This is a genomic window from Mucilaginibacter lappiensis (genome assembly GCF_050433765.1).
GTDB classification, from domain to species: Bacteria; Bacteroidota; Bacteroidia; order Sphingobacteriales; family Sphingobacteriaceae; genus Mucilaginibacter; species Mucilaginibacter lappiensis_A.
On record NZ_JBNPWP010000002.1, the window covers coordinates 531345 to 548356 of the forward strand.

Consider the following 17012-nt stretch of genomic DNA (forward strand, 5'->3'; position numbering starts at 1 on the left):
GCTAAATAATGACAACGGATAATATTGAGGCTATAGGAGTTAATGAGACAGGGCAGTTATTTATAAAGCCCGAAAAGGAGCAATTTATTCTGATTTGGCGTAGCGCAACCGAAGTTCATTGGAATGATAAGGAACACTATTTATTTTCACCTAAACCAAGAGAATGGTCGTATTTTGATTGGTATAAACAGATCGTTAGTGTTATTTTGGACGAATATGACTGCAAACTAATCTTGACACCTCATACTATTTGGCTGAATATTCCTGACGATTTCATGCAGCAAATAATCGAATTATAATAATTCAAGGGTTTAAAAAATCCTGTACATCCCTAAATCCGCTTAATCCCGGTTCAGACAAAATCAATACTCAAACGTTTCATAATGCTCTACATGTTCTTCAAAGTCCAGTAAATAGTCTTTGTCATCGGGGTAGTAGCGGGCTTTTTCATATTGTTTGCCGGCAAAGTTTTTAATGCTATCGAAGGAGTTCCATTTGGTAACGGTCCAGAAATGGCAAATATCGCCCTCCGTTTTGCGCCACACCTCTACTGATAAATTACCATCAATATTCTTGTAATCCGGGATGCCACTTTTTTTAAGATAGTCCAGATAAATGTCGGCATGTTCTACCCTGGTTGTGCCGTGCCAAATGCGGGTGATAACTGGTTTCATGTGTTTATTTTAGTATTAATAAACAATACCTAAAATTACAACATGTTTGTTGGATAATCAAAGAAATATCTTAATCGCCTAAATTCTCAGTTCAGACAAAAGCTACCAGTCCTTACTAAACCTTACCCAGTAAATATCGTCCCAGCCGTTGCCCGGACTGTTAAGCAGCTCTTTTAATTGTGAGTAAGTTTTTGTTTCGCCATTTGTAAGCTGGTTATTTAACCTGCTGCTGGTAAATATCAGGTATTTTTTGTCCCAGGTTACAAAGGGACAGTAATCAAGTGAGGTGGTATTAAGCGGCGCGGGCAGGTGTTTTGCCGGGAGCCAGTTGCCTGCTTTATCCTTATGGCTAATATACAGATCGCCGCGGCCCATATCATCAGGGCGACCGTAGGAGGTAAGAAGTATGAATTGCTCATCGGGATCAACAAAGGCATTAAATTCGTCGTATTTGGTATTGATGTCTTCGGGCAGGCTTTCGGGCTTGCTGTATCCGCCGGTGGCAGATGCTTTGCAAACTACAATATCCTCACTGCCTTTGCCATAGTCAGCTTCTACCGTAAAATACAGGCTCCCGTTGCGGGTAATACTGGGGTAAAACTCGTTTTTAGGAGAATTTACCATCGACCCTAAATTTTCCGACTCGGCCCAGGTACCGTTGGTATTGCGCTTAACCCGCCATATATCAAAGTCTTTTTTGGCAGTGCTATCCTTCAGTGGTCTGTCTGACGAAAAATAAACCGTTTGCCCATCCGGCGAGAACGTGGCTTCCAGATCGCGGTAACGGCCCGAAAAGGGGGCCACTTCTGGCTTACTCCACCGGTCATTTTTTTTAACCAAATGCAAAATGGTACTGGTTACAAACCGGGGCTGCTGCAGGGTGAAAAAGATCTCGTCGCCGTTGGGCGATATGGTAAAATCACGGTTGCTCAGGCCATCGGTCAGTATTCCTTTGGCGAAAAGCCGGGGCGTATCGACAGGTAATTGCGTATCTGGATAAGTTGTTTGGGCAGCGGCTTTATCAAGCGCCAGCATCCACACAAAAGCAATGATCAGTTTAAATACATGGCGATGAGCATTCATATAGTTGATGGTTACAGGTTAATCAAATATACTATTTGAAAACCCGCAAAACATCACCCTAACAGGGTGGATTAAAGCAGAATACACAATGAGTAAAACGCTATTGATTGCGCGCGGCCCACTGCTTTAAATCGTTTATAGCCTTTGCCAAAACACCTGCCGAACCTTTAAATGCCGCTGAGCCGCTGGGCTTGCCGGTAACTCCATACCATTCATAAAAGCCATTATTTTTGATGGCCCGGTTTACCATAGGTTTCAATTCATCATAAGCTTGCTGAACAAAACCATAGCTGATCAGTTGCTGAATCATGCGGCCGCCAAACCAATCCCAATCACCGCCATTTTGATAAATGTAGGGTTTGGAAGCAGTAGAGTTTTTATAGATGCCATCAGGGTAGGGCGGGTAAAGGGTTAAGCCAATAGAGGGCGCACCCGATAACTTCACATTGCGGAGCATGTCGTTATTAACCAGCCTGATCTCGGCCATTGACAAAATACCGGCCTCAATGGCTGTCGCTGTGCCGCCATGAAAATAGATCTTGTTTTCATCAAAATCTGGTGGAAAAGGCGATTTATCCAAATATAAATGCGGAATGAACTTGTGCCTTTTAGCATCCCAGAGATATTTTCGGATGGAGTTAACTGTAGTAGCTTTTAGCTGCTGCCACTTTTGTTGATATTTCCCTGTTTTATAAAAACCGGCCATATCATTCAGCGCTATCACCAGCATAGCATTATCATATATGTCAACGGCCCAATGGGTGTTTTTATCAATATCAACCACGGCACCGCCTTCTATTTGCACATCGCCCCAATCCTGCGTGGTAGCCCCGGTAATTAAATGATATTTGTTTGAATATCGGTTCTTCAATAAATAATCAATAGATATTTCCAGGCGTTGCAATGCGGTTTTGCCTGCTATGGTTTCCTGCAGGATTGACTCGTCGCCGGTTACACGAATGTATTTGGCTATAGCCTGTATCAGCGAGGTTTCCTGGTCTGTTTCCACCGTGTTCTTAAATCCTACATGGGCAGGGTCATTAGGCGAAGTGTACATATTGGGGTCGCTCCAGGTTACATGACCTCTTAACACATAGCCATCTACTATCTCGCCGTTAGGCTGCTGCAGTTTTAAAAAGTTGAGCAGGTTTTCGCGGATACTGTCACGGCTGTAAACCTTGCATGAAGTTTCAATAAAGGTGTTAAAGTCGCGGATCCATACCTGCGGATAACCATCGCCGGCGTTAAAGCCCTTGCTTAAAAGGGTTGTAGCTTTTGCATAAACAGTATCCAGGCTTTTATCGGCGATGATTTGGGCGGCAAGTTGCTGATGTTCTTGCGCTTCACCCTTTAGGGTAACACCAAGTAATAATACAACAAGCAGGAGGATATTTTTCATGCCGCAATCTAAGAAAAATTGATCCCGTAAAATAATCTGCCATTACTTCATACAAATCGGGCGGATGAATTATCCGCCCGATTTAAGCTAAAAGAAAAGATAAGTTTAGTTGCCGTTTGCGAAAGTTTTTTTGCCGAAATGGCTCAGCAGGAATAACGATGCTCCCAGAATGCTTATATCTTTTATAAGAAATGAGCCGGTTCCCGATGGTGCCCAAACGCCATCAACCTTGGCAACTGTATCTGGTGTGGTAAGGAAAAATGTGCTTGTTACAAAGAAAATGACCACACACAATATACTGCCCCAAAGACCTACCCTTGGCGAAAAATTACCTGCCAGTATAGCTAACGCGGCGGTAATCTCCAATGCACCAATAATTGCCGACGTAGTGGTGATACTGAAAATATGGTACATCCAGCTCATGAGCGGACTATTTTTTACCAATCCCGCGATGCCATTGCTTTCGGTAGGTGTAAATTTAAATGCCCCGATCCATAATAGAATTATAGCAATACCGAAGCTTGATACGATGAAGGCTACATTTTTTTCATCGAGCCATTTGGCCAATTTTAATAGTTTCATTTTGCAGTTTATTTTGATGATTAATTATTTACCTTTTGCATCATTAGTCGTATCATCAGGAAATAGCTTACAAAGTGTTACTCTTTTTTTCAAAGGCTTCTTTTTAGGGGTTTGAAATTGAGGGGGCAGCCTGCCACTCCTTTAACATTACTATTCAGTTTTCAAATCACTAAATCATCTTAAATATGCTTTGGCTTTTTAACCGCAGCATGTTATATTAGCTTATTCTTTTCCTTTTCTCCAATTATAGTATTACCAGTAGCCTGTTTATCAATAACTTCTGTTAAAAAAAACCGAAAATGAAAAAGGTATCGTTGTTTTTGGCACTTCCTGTTCTTTTGCTCGGAACATATTTGTTTGCATTTCAAACCAAAAAATTACCCGGCGAAAATGTTATTAAAAAAACCACGTCTGTTACTTGCAGCTCGTTTGCGGCTGTTGATGATGGGATTACCACTGCAAACGGAAAATTCATCATCAGGTTACCCGGCTGGGGGCATTATAGTTACCATATTTCGACGCGTAATGACAGCGCCCAATTTTATTTTGACCAGGGCTTAACTATGTATTATAGTTATCATTTGAAAGAGGCATTTGCCTCGTTTAAAGAAGCCGCACGATTTGATCCTTCTTCACCTATGACATACTGGGGGCAGGCATTAAGCATGGGCCCTTACTATAATGCCGCTAACCTATACGTTGTGCCAAAAGGATTACCCGCGGTTTTAAAACAATTGAATGCCACTGCTAATCGTGCAACTGAAAAGGAAAAAGAGCTCATCAGGGTAATGAACCTCCGGTATCCTTTGGTAAATGAACAAACAACAAATGATAATATGGGTTATGCGAAAGGTATGAAGCAACTGATATCAACATACCCCAACGACCCGGATATTAAAACACTTTACATAGATGCTATGATGCTGATACATGCATGGGATTTTTGGACTACTGATGAATTGGCAAAAGAATGGACACCGGAACTGGTTGACCTGTGTAAAGGTGTTTTGAAAACAGATCCTGATCATCCTGGTGCTTTGCATTATTATATTCACTTAACAGAGGCATCCCGTAACCCCGAAGTGGCTTTGGCGAATGCCGAAGGTTTGAAAAGGAATTTTCCCGGCGTAGGACACATGGTTCATATGGCGAGCCATGTTTACCAAAGAAACGGATTATATTTTCAAGGTGTTGATGCCAATACCAAGGCCAATAAAAGTGTTCTTTTATATTATTCCATTGTAAAAAATGTTCCTCTTGCTAAGTCTATACCCCACCTGTTTGCTGTTGAAACTTATTGCGCCTTAAGTGGGGGAATGTATGAAGAGGGCATGGATGCTGCTTTACGTTGCAGGAATAGTGTTTCGCCTTCTTCGGACGATAATTATAGTCAATATTTGTACATGATGCCCGTACTTACCATGGCACGCCTTGGTAAATGGCATGAAATATTGAAGGATAATAACGCGCCGGATCCCGGTTGGACCTACGCGCAGGTACTGAATAGTTTCGCAAAAGGATTGGCCTTTATCTATACCGGTAAACGGGATTCTGCCAGCAGGCAGCTCCAGTTGCTACGTGATAAAATTAACGACCCGGTTTTAAAGATCAGGCGCATTCCCTTTAATACCTCTTTTGAGGGCGCCACCATAGCAGAAAATATATTGGATGGTGCAATTTTATTAGATCGGAATAAATATGATGACGGCATCGCGTGCCTAAAAAAGGCGGTAAAAGTTGAAGATGATATGATTTATGCCGAGCCTGCCGAATGGCCCATTCCTGCCCGGCAATTTTTGGGCGCTTACCTTTTAAAAAATGGTGATATCACTTTAGCTGAGCAAGTTTACAAGGAAGATCTGGTACATAATCCAGGCAACGGATGGTCATTGCTGGGCTTATATCAAAGTCTTAAAGCCCAAAACCGTAAAGAAAAACTTGATTATTATAAGTCGGGTTTTCTTCGCTCGTTTTCACATGCCGATGTAGTGCCCATAGGATCGGTTTTTATGAATTAAAAGTGGGGGAGAACAGTATACATTCCCTCCCCACGGGAGGGGTGAGGTAGATTGTGCAATGGCAGGGAGGGGTTTCTACGCGCGATTAAACCTGTAATACTCAATAAACCCCTTCCTCCCCCTTCCCAGGGGAAGGAATCGCACCGCCCCTGGCTTTCTTTTTATTTTTCCAACACTGAATAAATTTAGTGTAGAGACATATGTGACGTGTCTCTACAAAACCTTGTTGAAAGAAGCGTATTTAATTATAAATGGGCATCCCGTTTAGTTCAATGCAATAATCGGTTATCCAGGCGCCGGCCGCATCAATATATAAAATATTGGGTTTATTGTTTTTGTTGATAGTGCCCGTACTTATCCACTCATTAACTTTTGCAGGCAGGTACTTGTTGCCGAATATGGCCAGGTCTGTTATGCTTTGGTTTTTTTTGATCACATTGGTCAACAGCATCATTCCGTTAATTACGGGGTTTACCTTTTCATCCTGAAAATCGTTGCATATCAGGGCGGCTTCATCGCTGCTTTGAGTAAGTTGCCAGTCCAAACGAATAAGGTCGTTTTTATTTACGCCGTTTTTCATCGATGTAAAAAACAGTTCTTCCCGGGCCAGGAGCCTGTTGATCTGGTTGGTGGCAGCATAGGCCCTGCGAAAGTTAAGAAAGGTTTTTCCCTTATCGGTCATGGAGTTGGAGTCGATAAGTTTATCAGCACTGGCATAGCTCTCAAAAGTTACAATCACTTTGCCTGCCAGATCGTTTAGTTTAATTTGACTAATGTCTTTTGACTGATTGTTGTAGATATGCTCTTTGCCAAGCGCCCTTATAATGGAGTCGGCCACTTTATGGGTAGGGGCTTCTGTAGCACAAAAATGGCTGAATGTTAAAATGATGAACTCTTTTTTATTACGATCAAGGAAAGTTTTAACCGAATCAAGTATATCCTTAAAGCGCTCTCCATAACCACCGCCCATGGCATCGGCCATACAGTCGGACGAGCTGTGCTTGGTGTAAATTGAATTTTTAAAAGAACCAACCCGAAGATCAAACATCCTGATACCGGCATTGAGTTGCCTGCCTATGTTTTGTTTTTGAGTGAGGGTGTTGCAGGGGTTAATGGAGCTGCTTTGTGTACCGCCGGTACCATTTAGGGCCGACATACCCGCATCGTGCGAACCGGGTATCACGATATCTTTTAAAGTAAGATTGCCCTTAGCGGGGAATAGCGTATCCTCTATCCACCGGGCGGGGTTGTAATTGGCAAAATAACTCAGGTAAAGCTTCTGATCTTCGCCTATAAAGGCCATAATGAATTTTTTGGTATCTACATTACATATAGATACGGGGTAGGGTGTTTTAAAATAGTCGGGCAAAGTATGTTCGTCACGGGGTTGAGTTTGCTCGTTTTCGGTGGCATAATAAATACGGTTATCCTTCTTATTGCCTTTCCATACGTAAAACAGGCGGGTAGTATTAAAAGCGTGATATACCGCCGGCGGTACTTTGGATTTTGATTTGCCAACAGCTATCCGGTCGGCGCATGTTTTGGTATCGGTATTATAATCGGTATAGTAAATGCCCTGATCGTTATAATCCTTATAACAAAGCCTTACTGTGTTATTAGAAAGGGTAACTATAAAGGGATACTCATCGCTTTTTTTATCGGGTATAGTTTGTAAAACAGCGGGTTTAAGTATACCGTTATCATCGGCATCAATAATGGCTACTACCATCTCATTTTTATTATCAGCATGTGATGCTATCATCATACGGTTGTTGACAACCGTTGCCGTAATGCCAGATTTTAGTTTGGGCGAATTTTCAAAGCTTACCGTATGTATATTTTGCGTATTAAAGGTGGTGTCGCTATTGTTAATGATGTACTTTAAAGTACCGTCGGTACCCAGCCATAAAGTATATATCCGGTTATTAACCACCCTTAAAACTGGCGCAAAGGCACTTTGTTCTGTACCCACAGTTATTTCATTTTGCGAAAACCGGGAATCGTACTGTTTACCCAAATAACATACATGAATATTCCCGGTAGAGCCGGCATCTTTCCAGGTAACAAAATAGCTGCCTTTAAAATTGGTAATATCAATAGCCTTGTCTGTACGGGCCGCAGGCAAAAAGTTAATGGGCTGGCTAAAGCTCAGACTTTGGGCACTCAGGTGGTTAATATTCGATATAAGTAAAAAGCAAATAATTATTGTGGTGATAGTTAAAATTTTCATGATAAGGAATTAAAATCAACAATAATTTATCTAAATGATTGTGTATTAAAAAAATATGCAAGCAATATTTTTTCTTTATTGTGAATTTATAATATTTTTATGTAAAAAAATAAGCCTATGTCAAAAATCTTTATCACTTTTTTATGTCTTGTGCTGTTCCTGCAGGGCGTAAAAGCACAAGATGCCAACTATTGGTCGTCGAGTTATAACCCTGCCGGTTTCTTAACCCCCGGAGCGGTGATCGCGTTTAACCGCGACAGCGGGGTCATGTTTTTGAACCCGGCTTTGCTGGCTTACAGTGATAAAAGCTCGGCATCCATCAGTGGGTCAATTTACCAGTATGGCAATATCAAAATAAAGAATGGTGCCGGTACCGGGCTTGATCTTAAATCAACAACTGCCAGCATCATTCCGCAAATGATATCCGCAACTATATCATTAAAAGGCAAACATCCCTTTACAGTTGGTTATGCACTCACCCATAACCCGGTCATGAGCTACCAGGTTACACAGCAGCGCGATGCCAAATTCAATGTGCTTAATGATTCGTATAGTCCTGGTAATGAATCTTTTCTTGGGCAATTTAAAAGGCTGAATAGTATCAATGAAACTTCGGGCATTATAAGCGGAGGTTTTAAAGCATCAGATCATTTTGCAGTGGGAATATCGGCCGAGGGGCAGCTGCGCAAGCAAAGTTTCAATTCCGATTTCAGCTCAAGGGCATTATATAATGTCAACACCGGTGGTTTAAGTTTGCCACCAATTGCCAATGCAGAGGAGTCATACCTGGCATCTTATTTTCATGCGGGTATAAAGTTTAAGGCGGGTTTATCATATGATGCCGACAGGAGTCATCTTGGGCTCACTATATCATCGCCCCTGTTGCACTTAGCGGGCAGCGCAAACATATTAAGCGATAATGAGCTCAATAATATAAGATTTGCCGGCGATACGCTTAACTTTTTAGCTAACTCCAGGCAGCAAAAGCTTAAGGCCACCTACAAAATGCCCCTGAGCATAGGTTTTGGCTATGCCTATGACGTTAAAAACGGACAAATTTATTTTGCTGCCGAGTATTTTAACAAAGTGAATGAATATAACCTGATAACCCCTCATGACGGAAACTTTGTAAAGGGAGATGTTCCCGTAGATCTTTTTGCTTCATCGTCGCTTAAGTTTAAGGATGTAAGGAAATCAGTGTTCAATTTTGGGATAGGGGCAAGTTACTTGCTGCAGCCTGACGTAACCGGCTTTTTATCGTTACATACCGACTTTAATTATGCCGATAATGGTTTGTATAAAGATGATGACGGCTATGCCGCTAATACAGCCTATTACAATATTTACCATTGCCAGATAGGTGCCAACATCAAGAAACGGAAATTCAATTTCCGTACCGGGTTGTTACTATCATACGGTACAACCAGCAAGTACATGCAGTATGTTAATTTCGATAACCCGAATGAGAACAATACTTTGGCTGGAGATCCAATAAACACCAGGGCCTCAAATTTTTCAGTAGGTTTAATGTTGTCATATATCCATAATTTATAGGCGGCTTTTGGTTATAATATAGGGCATGGGCAACTCCAAATTTAATTTTGCTCTTGTTAAGCTATAAGCGTTTTAAAATCTTATTTTTAGCGCCTCAAATATTGATACACAGTTATCAACTTTATTGTGGTAAACAGCAACTAAAAATGAAAGTTTTAAAATTTGGCGGAACATCAGTGGGTAGCCCCGCCCGTATGAAAAACCTGCTCGACATTATTAATCCCTCCGAAAGGCAGATCATTGTGCTTTCGGCAGTATCAGGAACTACAAATAGCCTGGTTGAAATTGGACAAGCTTATCTTACCGGTGATAAGAAGAAGGCTATTACATTGATCAACATCCTGAAGGATAAGTACGAACTGTTTATAAAGGAGCTATTTACTGACGCTGAGTTTTTAAAATATGGCAAAGAGGTAATTGATTATCATTTTACAGTACTCAGCAATCTGGCTAATGACCAATTCTCCATTATTGAAGAAAAGATCATACTGGCGCAGGGCGAGCTACTGTCGACCACATTATACCACGTTTACCTGAAAGAAATTGGTGTGCCATCGGTTTTATTGCCGGCACTTGATTTTATGAAGATTGACGAGGATAATGAGCCTATTGTTGATCATATCACCGAAAAAATTACCCCTTTACTGGATAAACACCCCGAAGTAAACTTGTTTATTACCCAGGGATTTATTTGCCGCAACGCCTTTGGCGAAATTGATAACCTGCGCCGAGGCGGCAGTGATTATACCGCATCACTTATAGGTGCAGGTATCCGTAGCGAAGAGGTACAAATATGGACCGATATTGACGGTATGCATAATAACGACCCTCGCATTGTTAAAGGCACACAGCCTATTGCACAGCTATCATTTGATGAGGCTGCCGAGCTGGCCTATTTCGGTGCAAAAATCCTGCATCCGCAAAGTGTGTTTCCGGCTCAAAAATATAAGATCCCGGTGCGCCTGTTAAACACCATGGATCCGCAGGCTGCAGGTACACTGATCACCAACACCAGCGAGAAAGACAAGATCAAATCAATAGCCGCAAAAGATGGTATTACGGCTATCAAGATACAATCAAGCCGAATGCTATTGGCTCATGGCTTTTTACGCAAAGTGTTTGAGGTGTTTGAGCGTTATAAAACATCTATCGACATGATCACCACATCGGAGGTAGCAGTATCATTAACCATTGACGATACCACCTACCTGGGCGAGATCACCAATGAGCTTACTGCTTTTGGCTCGGTTGACCTTGATGTTAACCACACCATTATTTGCGTGGTTGGTGATTTTGGCGCCGAAAAGCATGGTTATGCAGCCCGTGTGCTGGAGGCCGTAAAACATATTCCGTTAAGGATGATATCATACGGTGGCAGCGATCATAACCTGTCGTTACTGATAAAAACAGAAGATAAGGTAGAAATTTTAAGGAGCCTGCATAACAGGTTGTTTTAAGAGATTTCGGATTTCGGAATTTCGATTTCGGATTTTTTTAATTGATCGGCGGGGCTGAGTTTTACCTTAATATAAAATAAATACCAAGAGCGGCAAATGCAGTAGAGATAGAGGTATTTAAAATTAAGCGGTTTAAGGTAAGCTTTCTATCATGATATAATTTATAGCTCGATAAAATACCCGCAAATACAGAAACGGATACACATAATATAATAGACAGATTATTCATCATTACTATGTTTAGTAAAGCTAATATAAATAAATTTCAACAGTTAGAGACCCCATTCTATTATTACGACATGGAGGTATTGCGCCAAACGCTTGATACCTGTCGTGATGCTTCGGCAAAGCATGGTTTTCATGTGCATTATGCCATGAAGGCCAACTTTAACCCCAGGGTGCTTGATATGATCCAGTCATTTGGGTTTGGGGCCGATTGCGTAAGCGGCAACGAGGTGAAAGCGGCTATTGATCACGGTTTTGATAAAGGTAAAGTTGTTTTTGCGGGCGTGGGCAAGTCAGACAAGGAAATAAACCTGGCCCTTGATGCCGATATTTTTTGCTTTAATGTGGAGTCGGTTCAGGAGTTGAATATTATTGATGAGCTGGCCGGGGCTAAAAACAAAAAAGCAAATGTAGCTATCCGCATTAATCCTAATGTTGATGCACACACACATCATTTTATTACCACCGGACTTGACGAGAACAAGTTTGGCATAAACATTTGGCAATTGCCCGATGTAGCCGCTGCTTTACGTAAATGCAGTAACCTGCAGTTTTTAGGCATCCATTTCCATATAGGCTCACAAATTACCGACCTTGAAGTATATAAAAGTCTTTGCACCCGTATAAACGAAATGCAGGACTGGTTTGAGGATCATGGCTTTCAGGTTAAGGTATTAAATACAGGCGGTGGTTTAGGGGTCGATTACTATAATCCCGACGGTAACATTGCCGATTTTGAAAATTATTTCCAGGTGTTCAAAAACTTTTTGAACGTTAAACCGGGGCAGGAGGTACACTTTGAACTTGGTCGTGCACTGGTGGCCCAAAGCGCATCGCTGATATCAAGAGTGTTGTATGTTAAGAATGGCCTCAAAAAGAACTTTTTAATATTAGATGCCGGCATGACCGAACTGATACGCCCTATGCTTTATCAGGCTTATCATCAGATTGAGAATTTGAGCCAGGAGCCAAAAACTCCCGCAACCGGTAACCCACAACCGGCAACCGATAAAATAAAATATGACGTTGTAGGCCCTATTTGTGAAAGCACAGACTGTTTCCAGAAGGATGTTGAGCTACCTGAATCATTTCGTGGCGATCTGATAGCGGTACGTACGGCCGGTGCCTATGGCGAGGTAATGGCATCGGGCTATAACCTGCGCGATAGGGTAGGAAGTGTATATTCTGAATAGTATCTATTAAAGCCGGTAGCCAACTCTTAACTGCACGAAGCTGCCGGTTTCAATAACCGCAATAAACCTGCTTAGCTGCATAAAATACGCGGCAGTGAAAAAGATAGGCGTGTTAAAGCCATTTATTATCTGGTAAGGGTTGCTGCTGTTGGTATAGATATTGTTTTTGCCAAACGTACCACCCGAAAAAATACGGAAACCAAACTGATTGTGCGGATTGCGGCTGTGAAAAATTACTTCGCTGGTGAGGCCAAGGGTAACCAGGTCTGTACGGTTGTCGGTATAAAAAGTGGGTTTATTGGTTACCTCTCTCCTAAAACGTATATAATCACCAAACTCATGGCTATAAGCCGCTTCGAAACCAATAATGCGGAAATCTGTACGGCCATGACTTACAAAATAATTTCCGGATAGTCTGCCGCCAACGGCGCCAAAAAATTTATCCTTAAAGTAGTATGGGTCGTTGGTAGTTAATATCGAGTTTTGATAACTGCCCAGCACTCCAAAAGCGCCGTAAGCGAGGTTAAAATGATTATAGGTATTTGCCCTGCTCAAATTAAATTGCCCACTCGTAAGTACATCACCTAAATTGGGACTATTATCAACTACCAATGCGCCTGATAAATAGGTAGCCGACTTTACGGTATCTGATGACATGGGCTTTGGAAGATAGGCAATATCGCTATGATGAAGAGCGGGGCCGTAAATATGATCGCTGCATGAGCTAAGGCTAAAAACAAACAGTAATGCAGCCAGGCAAAAATTAAGTTTCATTGGTGATAAGGATTAGTCCCGGGATTATACCGGAGTACTTTATCAATGATACATTAATCTTCTGATAATTTAAACAGTAAGTTTTTTATCCTAACAACCCATTAAAATATCCATCAGTAAAATCTGCAGCAAAGTGCAAAACGTTGGGTAGTTTTTCAAATTCATAAGGCTCATGTGTGGTGGTTATCACTACGGCTTTCATCCCGGCGTTGGCAGCTGCTTCGGCGCCTTTGGGTACATCCTCAAATACCAAACAATCGGTAGGTGTTGTGTTTAGTAATACTGCGGCCTTTAAAAATGTTTCGGGGTGGGGTTTGCTTAATACCACATCATCCGCGCTTACTATGGCCTTAAAATAGTGCCTGATGTTCAGGTTATCCAACACAAAATCAATATTGAACGGAATGGCCGCCGAGCCAATAGCCATAGGGATACCTTTTTGATAAGCGGCTTCTAAAAATTCAAGCAAACCAGGCAAAAGAGCCAGATAGGGTAGAAATTCCTGTTGATATTTTTCTTCTTTTTGGTACGATAGCTTGTCCATCTCTTCTAAAGTGAAACGGTTTGGGCCAAACATTCTAACCAGCACTTCGGGGTTTTTACCATACATCTGTTGTTTAACCTCGTTCCAGGTAAAATTACCGCCTAACTGATCATTTAAAAGGGTTTGCCATGCTTTGGTATGATAGGTCATATCATTGATCATGGTTCCGTTAAGGTCGAAAATAAAGGCCTTCATGTATATAAGTCGTTTTTTGGCAAACATACAGTTTCAAAAAATTAAAAGTTGATGACCGCGATATATTCTTTTTATGGGTCACTAAATTTTACGCTCATATTAAATTTGTGTCATTTGTTTACGTGTTGTAATTCAGGTACTTGCTAAAAATTTGGCCTGTAAATTTGCCCTTACGAGTTTGGGTTTGAAAAATATTACGTACCTTGCGGCCTTTAATAAATAAAATAATGCAAAAAGAAGGAACAGTAAAATTTTTCAATGAAACAAAAGGTTTTGGTTTTATTACACCAACAAGCGGTGGTCAAGACATCTTTGTTCATTCAACAGGCCTGATCGATGAAATCCGTGAAAATGATAAAGTGGAGTTTGAAGTAGAAAACGGAAGAAAAGGTTTAAACGCGGTAAATGTAAAGGTTATTTAATTATAAATTAATCATTAAACGTACCAGGCATCCACTTAGTGGATGCCTTTTTTTGTGCCTGTAAAATAGGTAAAGTCAAAACTGGCATCGTTGTTGTTCTTATAACCATAGGTTAAATCATCTACATTAAAAAACTAAAAATGAAAGATCAAGCAAAAATTATAGCAGCACTTTTGGTAGGCGCAGCGGCCGGTGCCGCGTTGGGTTTATTATTGGCCCCCGAAAAGGGAGGTGAACTAAGAGACGATATTGCCGACTATATTAATGACCTGGTTGATACTGCTAAAAACAAGGCACAATCAACTGCCAGCGATTTAAAAGAATATGGCAGCAATGCTATTGATAAGGCAAAAGCAAAATTTAGCGGTACAGTTAATGATCTGTATGATCATGGTGACGAAGCTATTGAATCCGCAAAATCAAAAGCTAAAGATGCTGCCGATAGGGCAAAAGATTTAGGTGAGGATGCTATAAATGAGGCTAAATCAAAAGTAAAAGGCACTGCGAACGACTGGAACAATTCTGTACAGGGCGCATAATTTTTAGTACTATATTTTAAACAGGAAAGCCCGGTAGTTACCGGGCTTTCCTGTTTAAAGCTAATTTTTTATTATTTAATTATAAACTTATTATTGCTTAGGTCGGCATCCATAAATATCCCGCCATCCAATACAGCCGATTGTATGGTTTTACCAGTTTTAATGTTTACGGTTATTTGTTTTTGGTTTTTCTCCCATACGCCGGGTGTTTGATGCAGGCTTTCGCTTGTACCGTCGGTATAAGTTAGTTTAACATCAAAAGGAACAGCAAAACCACCTATGTTTTTGATAGCCGCGGTATACCCACCTTTAGCTTTGCTTACATTTTGCAGCGCCAGGTCAATATAATAATTGGTGAAGAACCAGTTGTTAAAGAACCAGTTCAGGTTTCGGCCAGATACGTTGCTCATGGAATTGAAATAATCCCAGGGGATGGGGTGTTTACCATGCCAGCGGTCCATGTAACCATGTAAAGCTTTTTTAAACAGGGCGTCGCCCAGCATATCTTTTAAAGCAAGATAACTTAATGATGGTTTGCCATAAGAGTTATTACCATAACCTCCCCTTAGTTCGCTCGATGGAGTAATAACGGGCAGGTCTTCGGCTGTAGCCACATCATTTATCCATCGCTCAACCCTAAAATCTTTATAAAGGTATTCTGCTTTTTCCTTGCCAACTTCGGCGGTACCTATCAGTAGCTCGAAGGTGGTTGCCCAGCCTTCGTCCATAAAAGCATACCGGCTTTCGTTAATGCCCATGTAAAAGGGGAAGTAGGTGTGTGCAATTTCATGATCCTGTACAAATTGCGAAAAGTGTACATCATCATTATGGCTGTCATTTACCATCATAGGGTATTCCATATCGGCAAAACCCTGGAACGAGGTCATTTTGGGGAAGGGATAAGGTATACCAGGCCAGTTGTGTGAAAGCCAGCTTAAAGAGTTGCGGCCATTTTGCACGGCATGATGAAAATCTTCAGAATTATCTAAAAAAGCGGCCTGCATGCTGGCCCTGCGGTGAGTAGCATCATCAACAACGGTGCTTGCGGCATCCCACACGTAATGGTCGCTTATACCAACAGCCATATCGCTAATGTCGTTAGCTTTCCAGATCCAGGTATTTACATCATTTTGAGCGGTTATATTTTTCTTAGCCAAATCGGCAGCGGTGGCAATGTGTATGGTAGAGTCGCTGGTCATGGATGCTTGCAGGCGTTTGGCATACTCCGGTTGTAACACCTGATCAGGGTTTTGCAGGGTACCCGTTGCCCAAACAACATAGTTTTTAGGCGCTTTTACCTGTAAGGTATAATCATTAAAGTCGTTGTAAAACTCTTGCGCGTCCAAAAACGGAAGTTTGTCCCAGCCATTATAATCATCGTAAACAGATACCCTTGGGTAAAAATAAGCCAGGTAAAAGGTGGTTGAATCTATCATCCCCTCGCGTCCGCTTTCTAAAGAGATCTGGAAATGCCAGGTTATATCAAGCTTTACAGAATCATGCGGCAACAGGGGCTTTGGTAAACCGATCATTTGGTTGGTTGAAGCGATATCGCTGTTAACTTTTTTAGCCTTCCCGTTTATCAAAAAAGTATCAATTTGTATACCGGAGGTTAAATAATCAGGCCGTGCATTTGCAAATCTGGCCGCGCCGGGTTTGTGGATGTTCAATATCAGCTTCATATTAAGTCCCTTCAATGTATCAGGGCTGTTATTAATATAAGTGATCTGTTCGGTACCTTTAATGTTGCGGCCGGGGGGCAGGGCAGTTATGGTAATGTTATACCGGCCATAGTTTTGCCAGTATTTTTTACCGGGATTACCATCGGCCGAGCGTGTTTCGTTTTTATAGGCATGTTGTATATCGCGCGGCATATACAAGTTTTGAGCTTGAGCTTGTACCAGCACAAAGCAGGCGAGGGCAGTTAAAATAAAAGTTTTGATCATGTTTTTAGTTAATACAAATGCAAATTAATGTAAATGAATTGATAATTAATAAGCGATTATCATGAATTTAACACTTGTATGCATGCAATTAAATAAGTGCATTGGGGGTAATTATTTATGATTTCGTAACAAATTTGTAACAATAATTGATTTGGGATCAAATGTTTTGCTTCTGTG

15 protein-coding genes are annotated in these 17012 nt (G+C 41.3%); 7 read left to right on the plus strand and 8 right to left on the minus strand.

Annotated features, from left to right (window positions below; translation table 11 throughout):
* Positions 1 to 8 precede the first annotated feature (8 nt).
* A complete protein-coding gene (locus M2273_RS07680) occupies positions 9 to 299 on the plus strand; it encodes a hypothetical protein (protein ID WP_429394998.1) in 291 nt (96 codons plus the stop codon).
* Positions 300 to 362: 63 nt separating this feature from the next.
* Here M2273_RS07680 and M2273_RS07685 read toward each other — a convergent pair whose 3' ends face one another.
* The 4 genes from M2273_RS07685 to M2273_RS07700 form a co-directional block, all read right to left on the minus strand.
* Positions 363 to 674, minus strand: a complete 312-nt coding sequence (locus tag M2273_RS07685) for a hypothetical protein (protein WP_429395000.1) — start codon at positions 672 to 674, stop codon at positions 363 to 365.
* 102 nt (positions 675 to 776) lie between these two features.
* Positions 777 to 1757 carry a TolB family protein gene (locus M2273_RS07690; protein ID WP_429395003.1) on the minus strand — a complete coding sequence of 327 codons (981 nt, stop codon included), beginning with the start codon at positions 1755 to 1757 and terminating at the stop codon, positions 777 to 779.
* 100 nt (positions 1758 to 1857) lie between these two features.
* Entirely contained in the window at positions 1858 to 3156 is a 1299-nt protein-coding gene (locus M2273_RS07695; protein ID WP_429395006.1) for a hypothetical protein, read from the minus strand.
* 105 nt (positions 3157 to 3261) lie between these two features.
* Complete coding sequence (locus M2273_RS07700; RefSeq protein ID WP_429395008.1) at positions 3262 to 3738, minus strand: DUF417 family protein; 477 nt, start codon at positions 3736 to 3738, stop codon at positions 3262 to 3264.
* 299 nt (positions 3739 to 4037) lie between these two features.
* Between M2273_RS07700 and M2273_RS07705 the strand changes: the two genes are divergently transcribed.
* Positions 4038 to 5756 (plus strand): hypothetical protein, encoded by a 1719-nt coding sequence (locus M2273_RS07705; RefSeq protein WP_429395010.1) that lies wholly within the window; start codon positions 4038 to 4040, stop codon positions 5754 to 5756.
* Positions 5757 to 5997: 241 nt separating this feature from the next.
* Here M2273_RS07705 and M2273_RS07710 read toward each other — a convergent pair whose 3' ends face one another.
* A complete protein-coding gene (locus M2273_RS07710) occupies positions 5998 to 7986 on the minus strand; it encodes a phosphatidylinositol-specific phospholipase C domain-containing protein (RefSeq protein WP_429395013.1) in 1989 nt (662 codons plus the stop codon).
* Positions 7987 to 8103: 117 nt separating this feature from the next.
* Between M2273_RS07710 and M2273_RS07715 the strand changes: the two genes are divergently transcribed.
* From M2273_RS07715 to lysA, 3 genes are all read left to right on the plus strand, one after another.
* Positions 8104 to 9540 (plus strand): hypothetical protein, encoded by a 1437-nt coding sequence (locus M2273_RS07715; protein WP_429395015.1) that lies wholly within the window; start codon positions 8104 to 8106, stop codon positions 9538 to 9540.
* A gap of 146 nt (positions 9541 to 9686) precedes the next feature.
* The gene (locus tag M2273_RS07720) at positions 9687 to 10997 is read left to right on the plus strand and encodes an aspartate kinase (RefSeq protein WP_429395017.1); all 1311 of its coding nucleotides are present in this window, start codon (positions 9687 to 9689) and stop codon (positions 10995 to 10997) included.
* Positions 10998 to 11233: 236 nt separating this feature from the next.
* A complete protein-coding gene (lysA, locus tag M2273_RS07725) occupies positions 11234 to 12415 on the plus strand; it encodes a diaminopimelate decarboxylase (RefSeq protein ID WP_429395020.1) in 1182 nt (393 codons plus the stop codon).
* Between the two features lie 6 nt (positions 12416 to 12421).
* Here lysA and M2273_RS07730 read toward each other — a convergent pair whose 3' ends face one another.
* Both M2273_RS07730 and M2273_RS07735 read right to left on the minus strand, forming a co-directional pair.
* Positions 12422 to 13189, minus strand: a complete 768-nt coding sequence (locus tag M2273_RS07730) for a hypothetical protein (protein ID WP_429395023.1) — start codon at positions 13187 to 13189, stop codon at positions 12422 to 12424.
* 85 nt (positions 13190 to 13274) lie between these two features.
* Complete coding sequence (locus tag M2273_RS07735) at positions 13275 to 13928, minus strand: HAD family hydrolase (RefSeq protein WP_429395025.1); 654 nt, start codon at positions 13926 to 13928, stop codon at positions 13275 to 13277.
* Positions 13929 to 14155: 227 nt separating this feature from the next.
* On the opposite strand from M2273_RS07735, the gene M2273_RS07740 reads away from it, so the two are divergent.
* Together M2273_RS07740 and M2273_RS07745 are read left to right on the plus strand one after the other, a co-directional pair.
* The gene (locus M2273_RS07740; protein WP_090644815.1) at positions 14156 to 14350 is read left to right on the plus strand and encodes a cold-shock protein; all 195 of its coding nucleotides are present in this window, start codon (positions 14156 to 14158) and stop codon (positions 14348 to 14350) included.
* 140 nt (positions 14351 to 14490) lie between these two features.
* Positions 14491 to 14889 (plus strand): YtxH domain-containing protein, encoded by a 399-nt coding sequence (locus tag M2273_RS07745; protein WP_429395028.1) that lies wholly within the window; start codon positions 14491 to 14493, stop codon positions 14887 to 14889.
* Positions 14890 to 14960: 71 nt separating this feature from the next.
* Here the strand turns inward: M2273_RS07745 and M2273_RS07750 are convergent, their stop codons facing one another.
* Positions 14961 to 16835, minus strand: a complete 1875-nt coding sequence (locus M2273_RS07750) for a M1 family metallopeptidase (protein WP_429395030.1) — start codon at positions 16833 to 16835, stop codon at positions 14961 to 14963.
* Positions 16836 to 17012 lie beyond the last annotated feature (177 nt).

Excerpts from the sequence above, each read along its gene's own strand:
- M2273_RS07745 (WP_429395028.1), top strand. The coding sequence starts at position 14,491 with ATGAAAGATCAAGCAAAAATTATAGCAGCACTTTTGGTAGGCGCAGCG.
- M2273_RS07750 (WP_429395030.1), bottom strand. The coding sequence starts at position 16,835 with ATGATCAAAACTTTTATTTTAACTGCCCTCGCCTGCTTTGTGCTGGTA.
- M2273_RS07705 (WP_429395010.1), top strand. The coding sequence starts at position 4,038 with ATGAAAAAGGTATCGTTGTTTTTGGCACTTCCTGTTCTTTTGCTCGGA.
- M2273_RS07695 (WP_429395006.1), bottom strand. The coding sequence starts at position 3,156 with ATGAAAAATATCCTCCTGCTTGTTGTATTATTACTTGGTGTTACCCTA.
- M2273_RS07735 (WP_429395025.1), bottom strand. The coding sequence starts at position 13,928 with ATGAAGGCCTTTATTTTCGACCTTAACGGAACCATGATCAATGATATG.
- M2273_RS07720 (WP_429395017.1), top strand. The coding sequence starts at position 9,687 with ATGAAAGTTTTAAAATTTGGCGGAACATCAGTGGGTAGCCCCGCCCGT.
- M2273_RS07680 (WP_429394998.1), top strand. The coding sequence starts at position 9 with ATGACAACGGATAATATTGAGGCTATAGGAGTTAATGAGACAGGGCAG.
- lysA (WP_429395020.1), top strand. The coding sequence starts at position 11,234 with ATGTTTAGTAAAGCTAATATAAATAAATTTCAACAGTTAGAGACCCCA.
- M2273_RS07740 (WP_090644815.1), top strand. The coding sequence starts at position 14,156 with ATGCAAAAAGAAGGAACAGTAAAATTTTTCAATGAAACAAAAGGTTTT.
- M2273_RS07730 (WP_429395023.1), bottom strand. The coding sequence starts at position 13,189 with ATGAAACTTAATTTTTGCCTGGCTGCATTACTGTTTGTTTTTAGCCTT.
- M2273_RS07715 (WP_429395015.1), top strand. The coding sequence starts at position 8,104 with ATGTCAAAAATCTTTATCACTTTTTTATGTCTTGTGCTGTTCCTGCAG.
- M2273_RS07685 (WP_429395000.1), bottom strand. The coding sequence starts at position 674 with ATGAAACCAGTTATCACCCGCATTTGGCACGGCACAACCAGGGTAGAA.
- M2273_RS07700 (WP_429395008.1), bottom strand. The coding sequence starts at position 3,738 with ATGAAACTATTAAAATTGGCCAAATGGCTCGATGAAAAAAATGTAGCC.
- M2273_RS07690 (WP_429395003.1), bottom strand. The coding sequence starts at position 1,757 with ATGAATGCTCATCGCCATGTATTTAAACTGATCATTGCTTTTGTGTGG.
- M2273_RS07710 (WP_429395013.1), bottom strand. The coding sequence starts at position 7,986 with ATGAAAATTTTAACTATCACCACAATAATTATTTGCTTTTTACTTATA.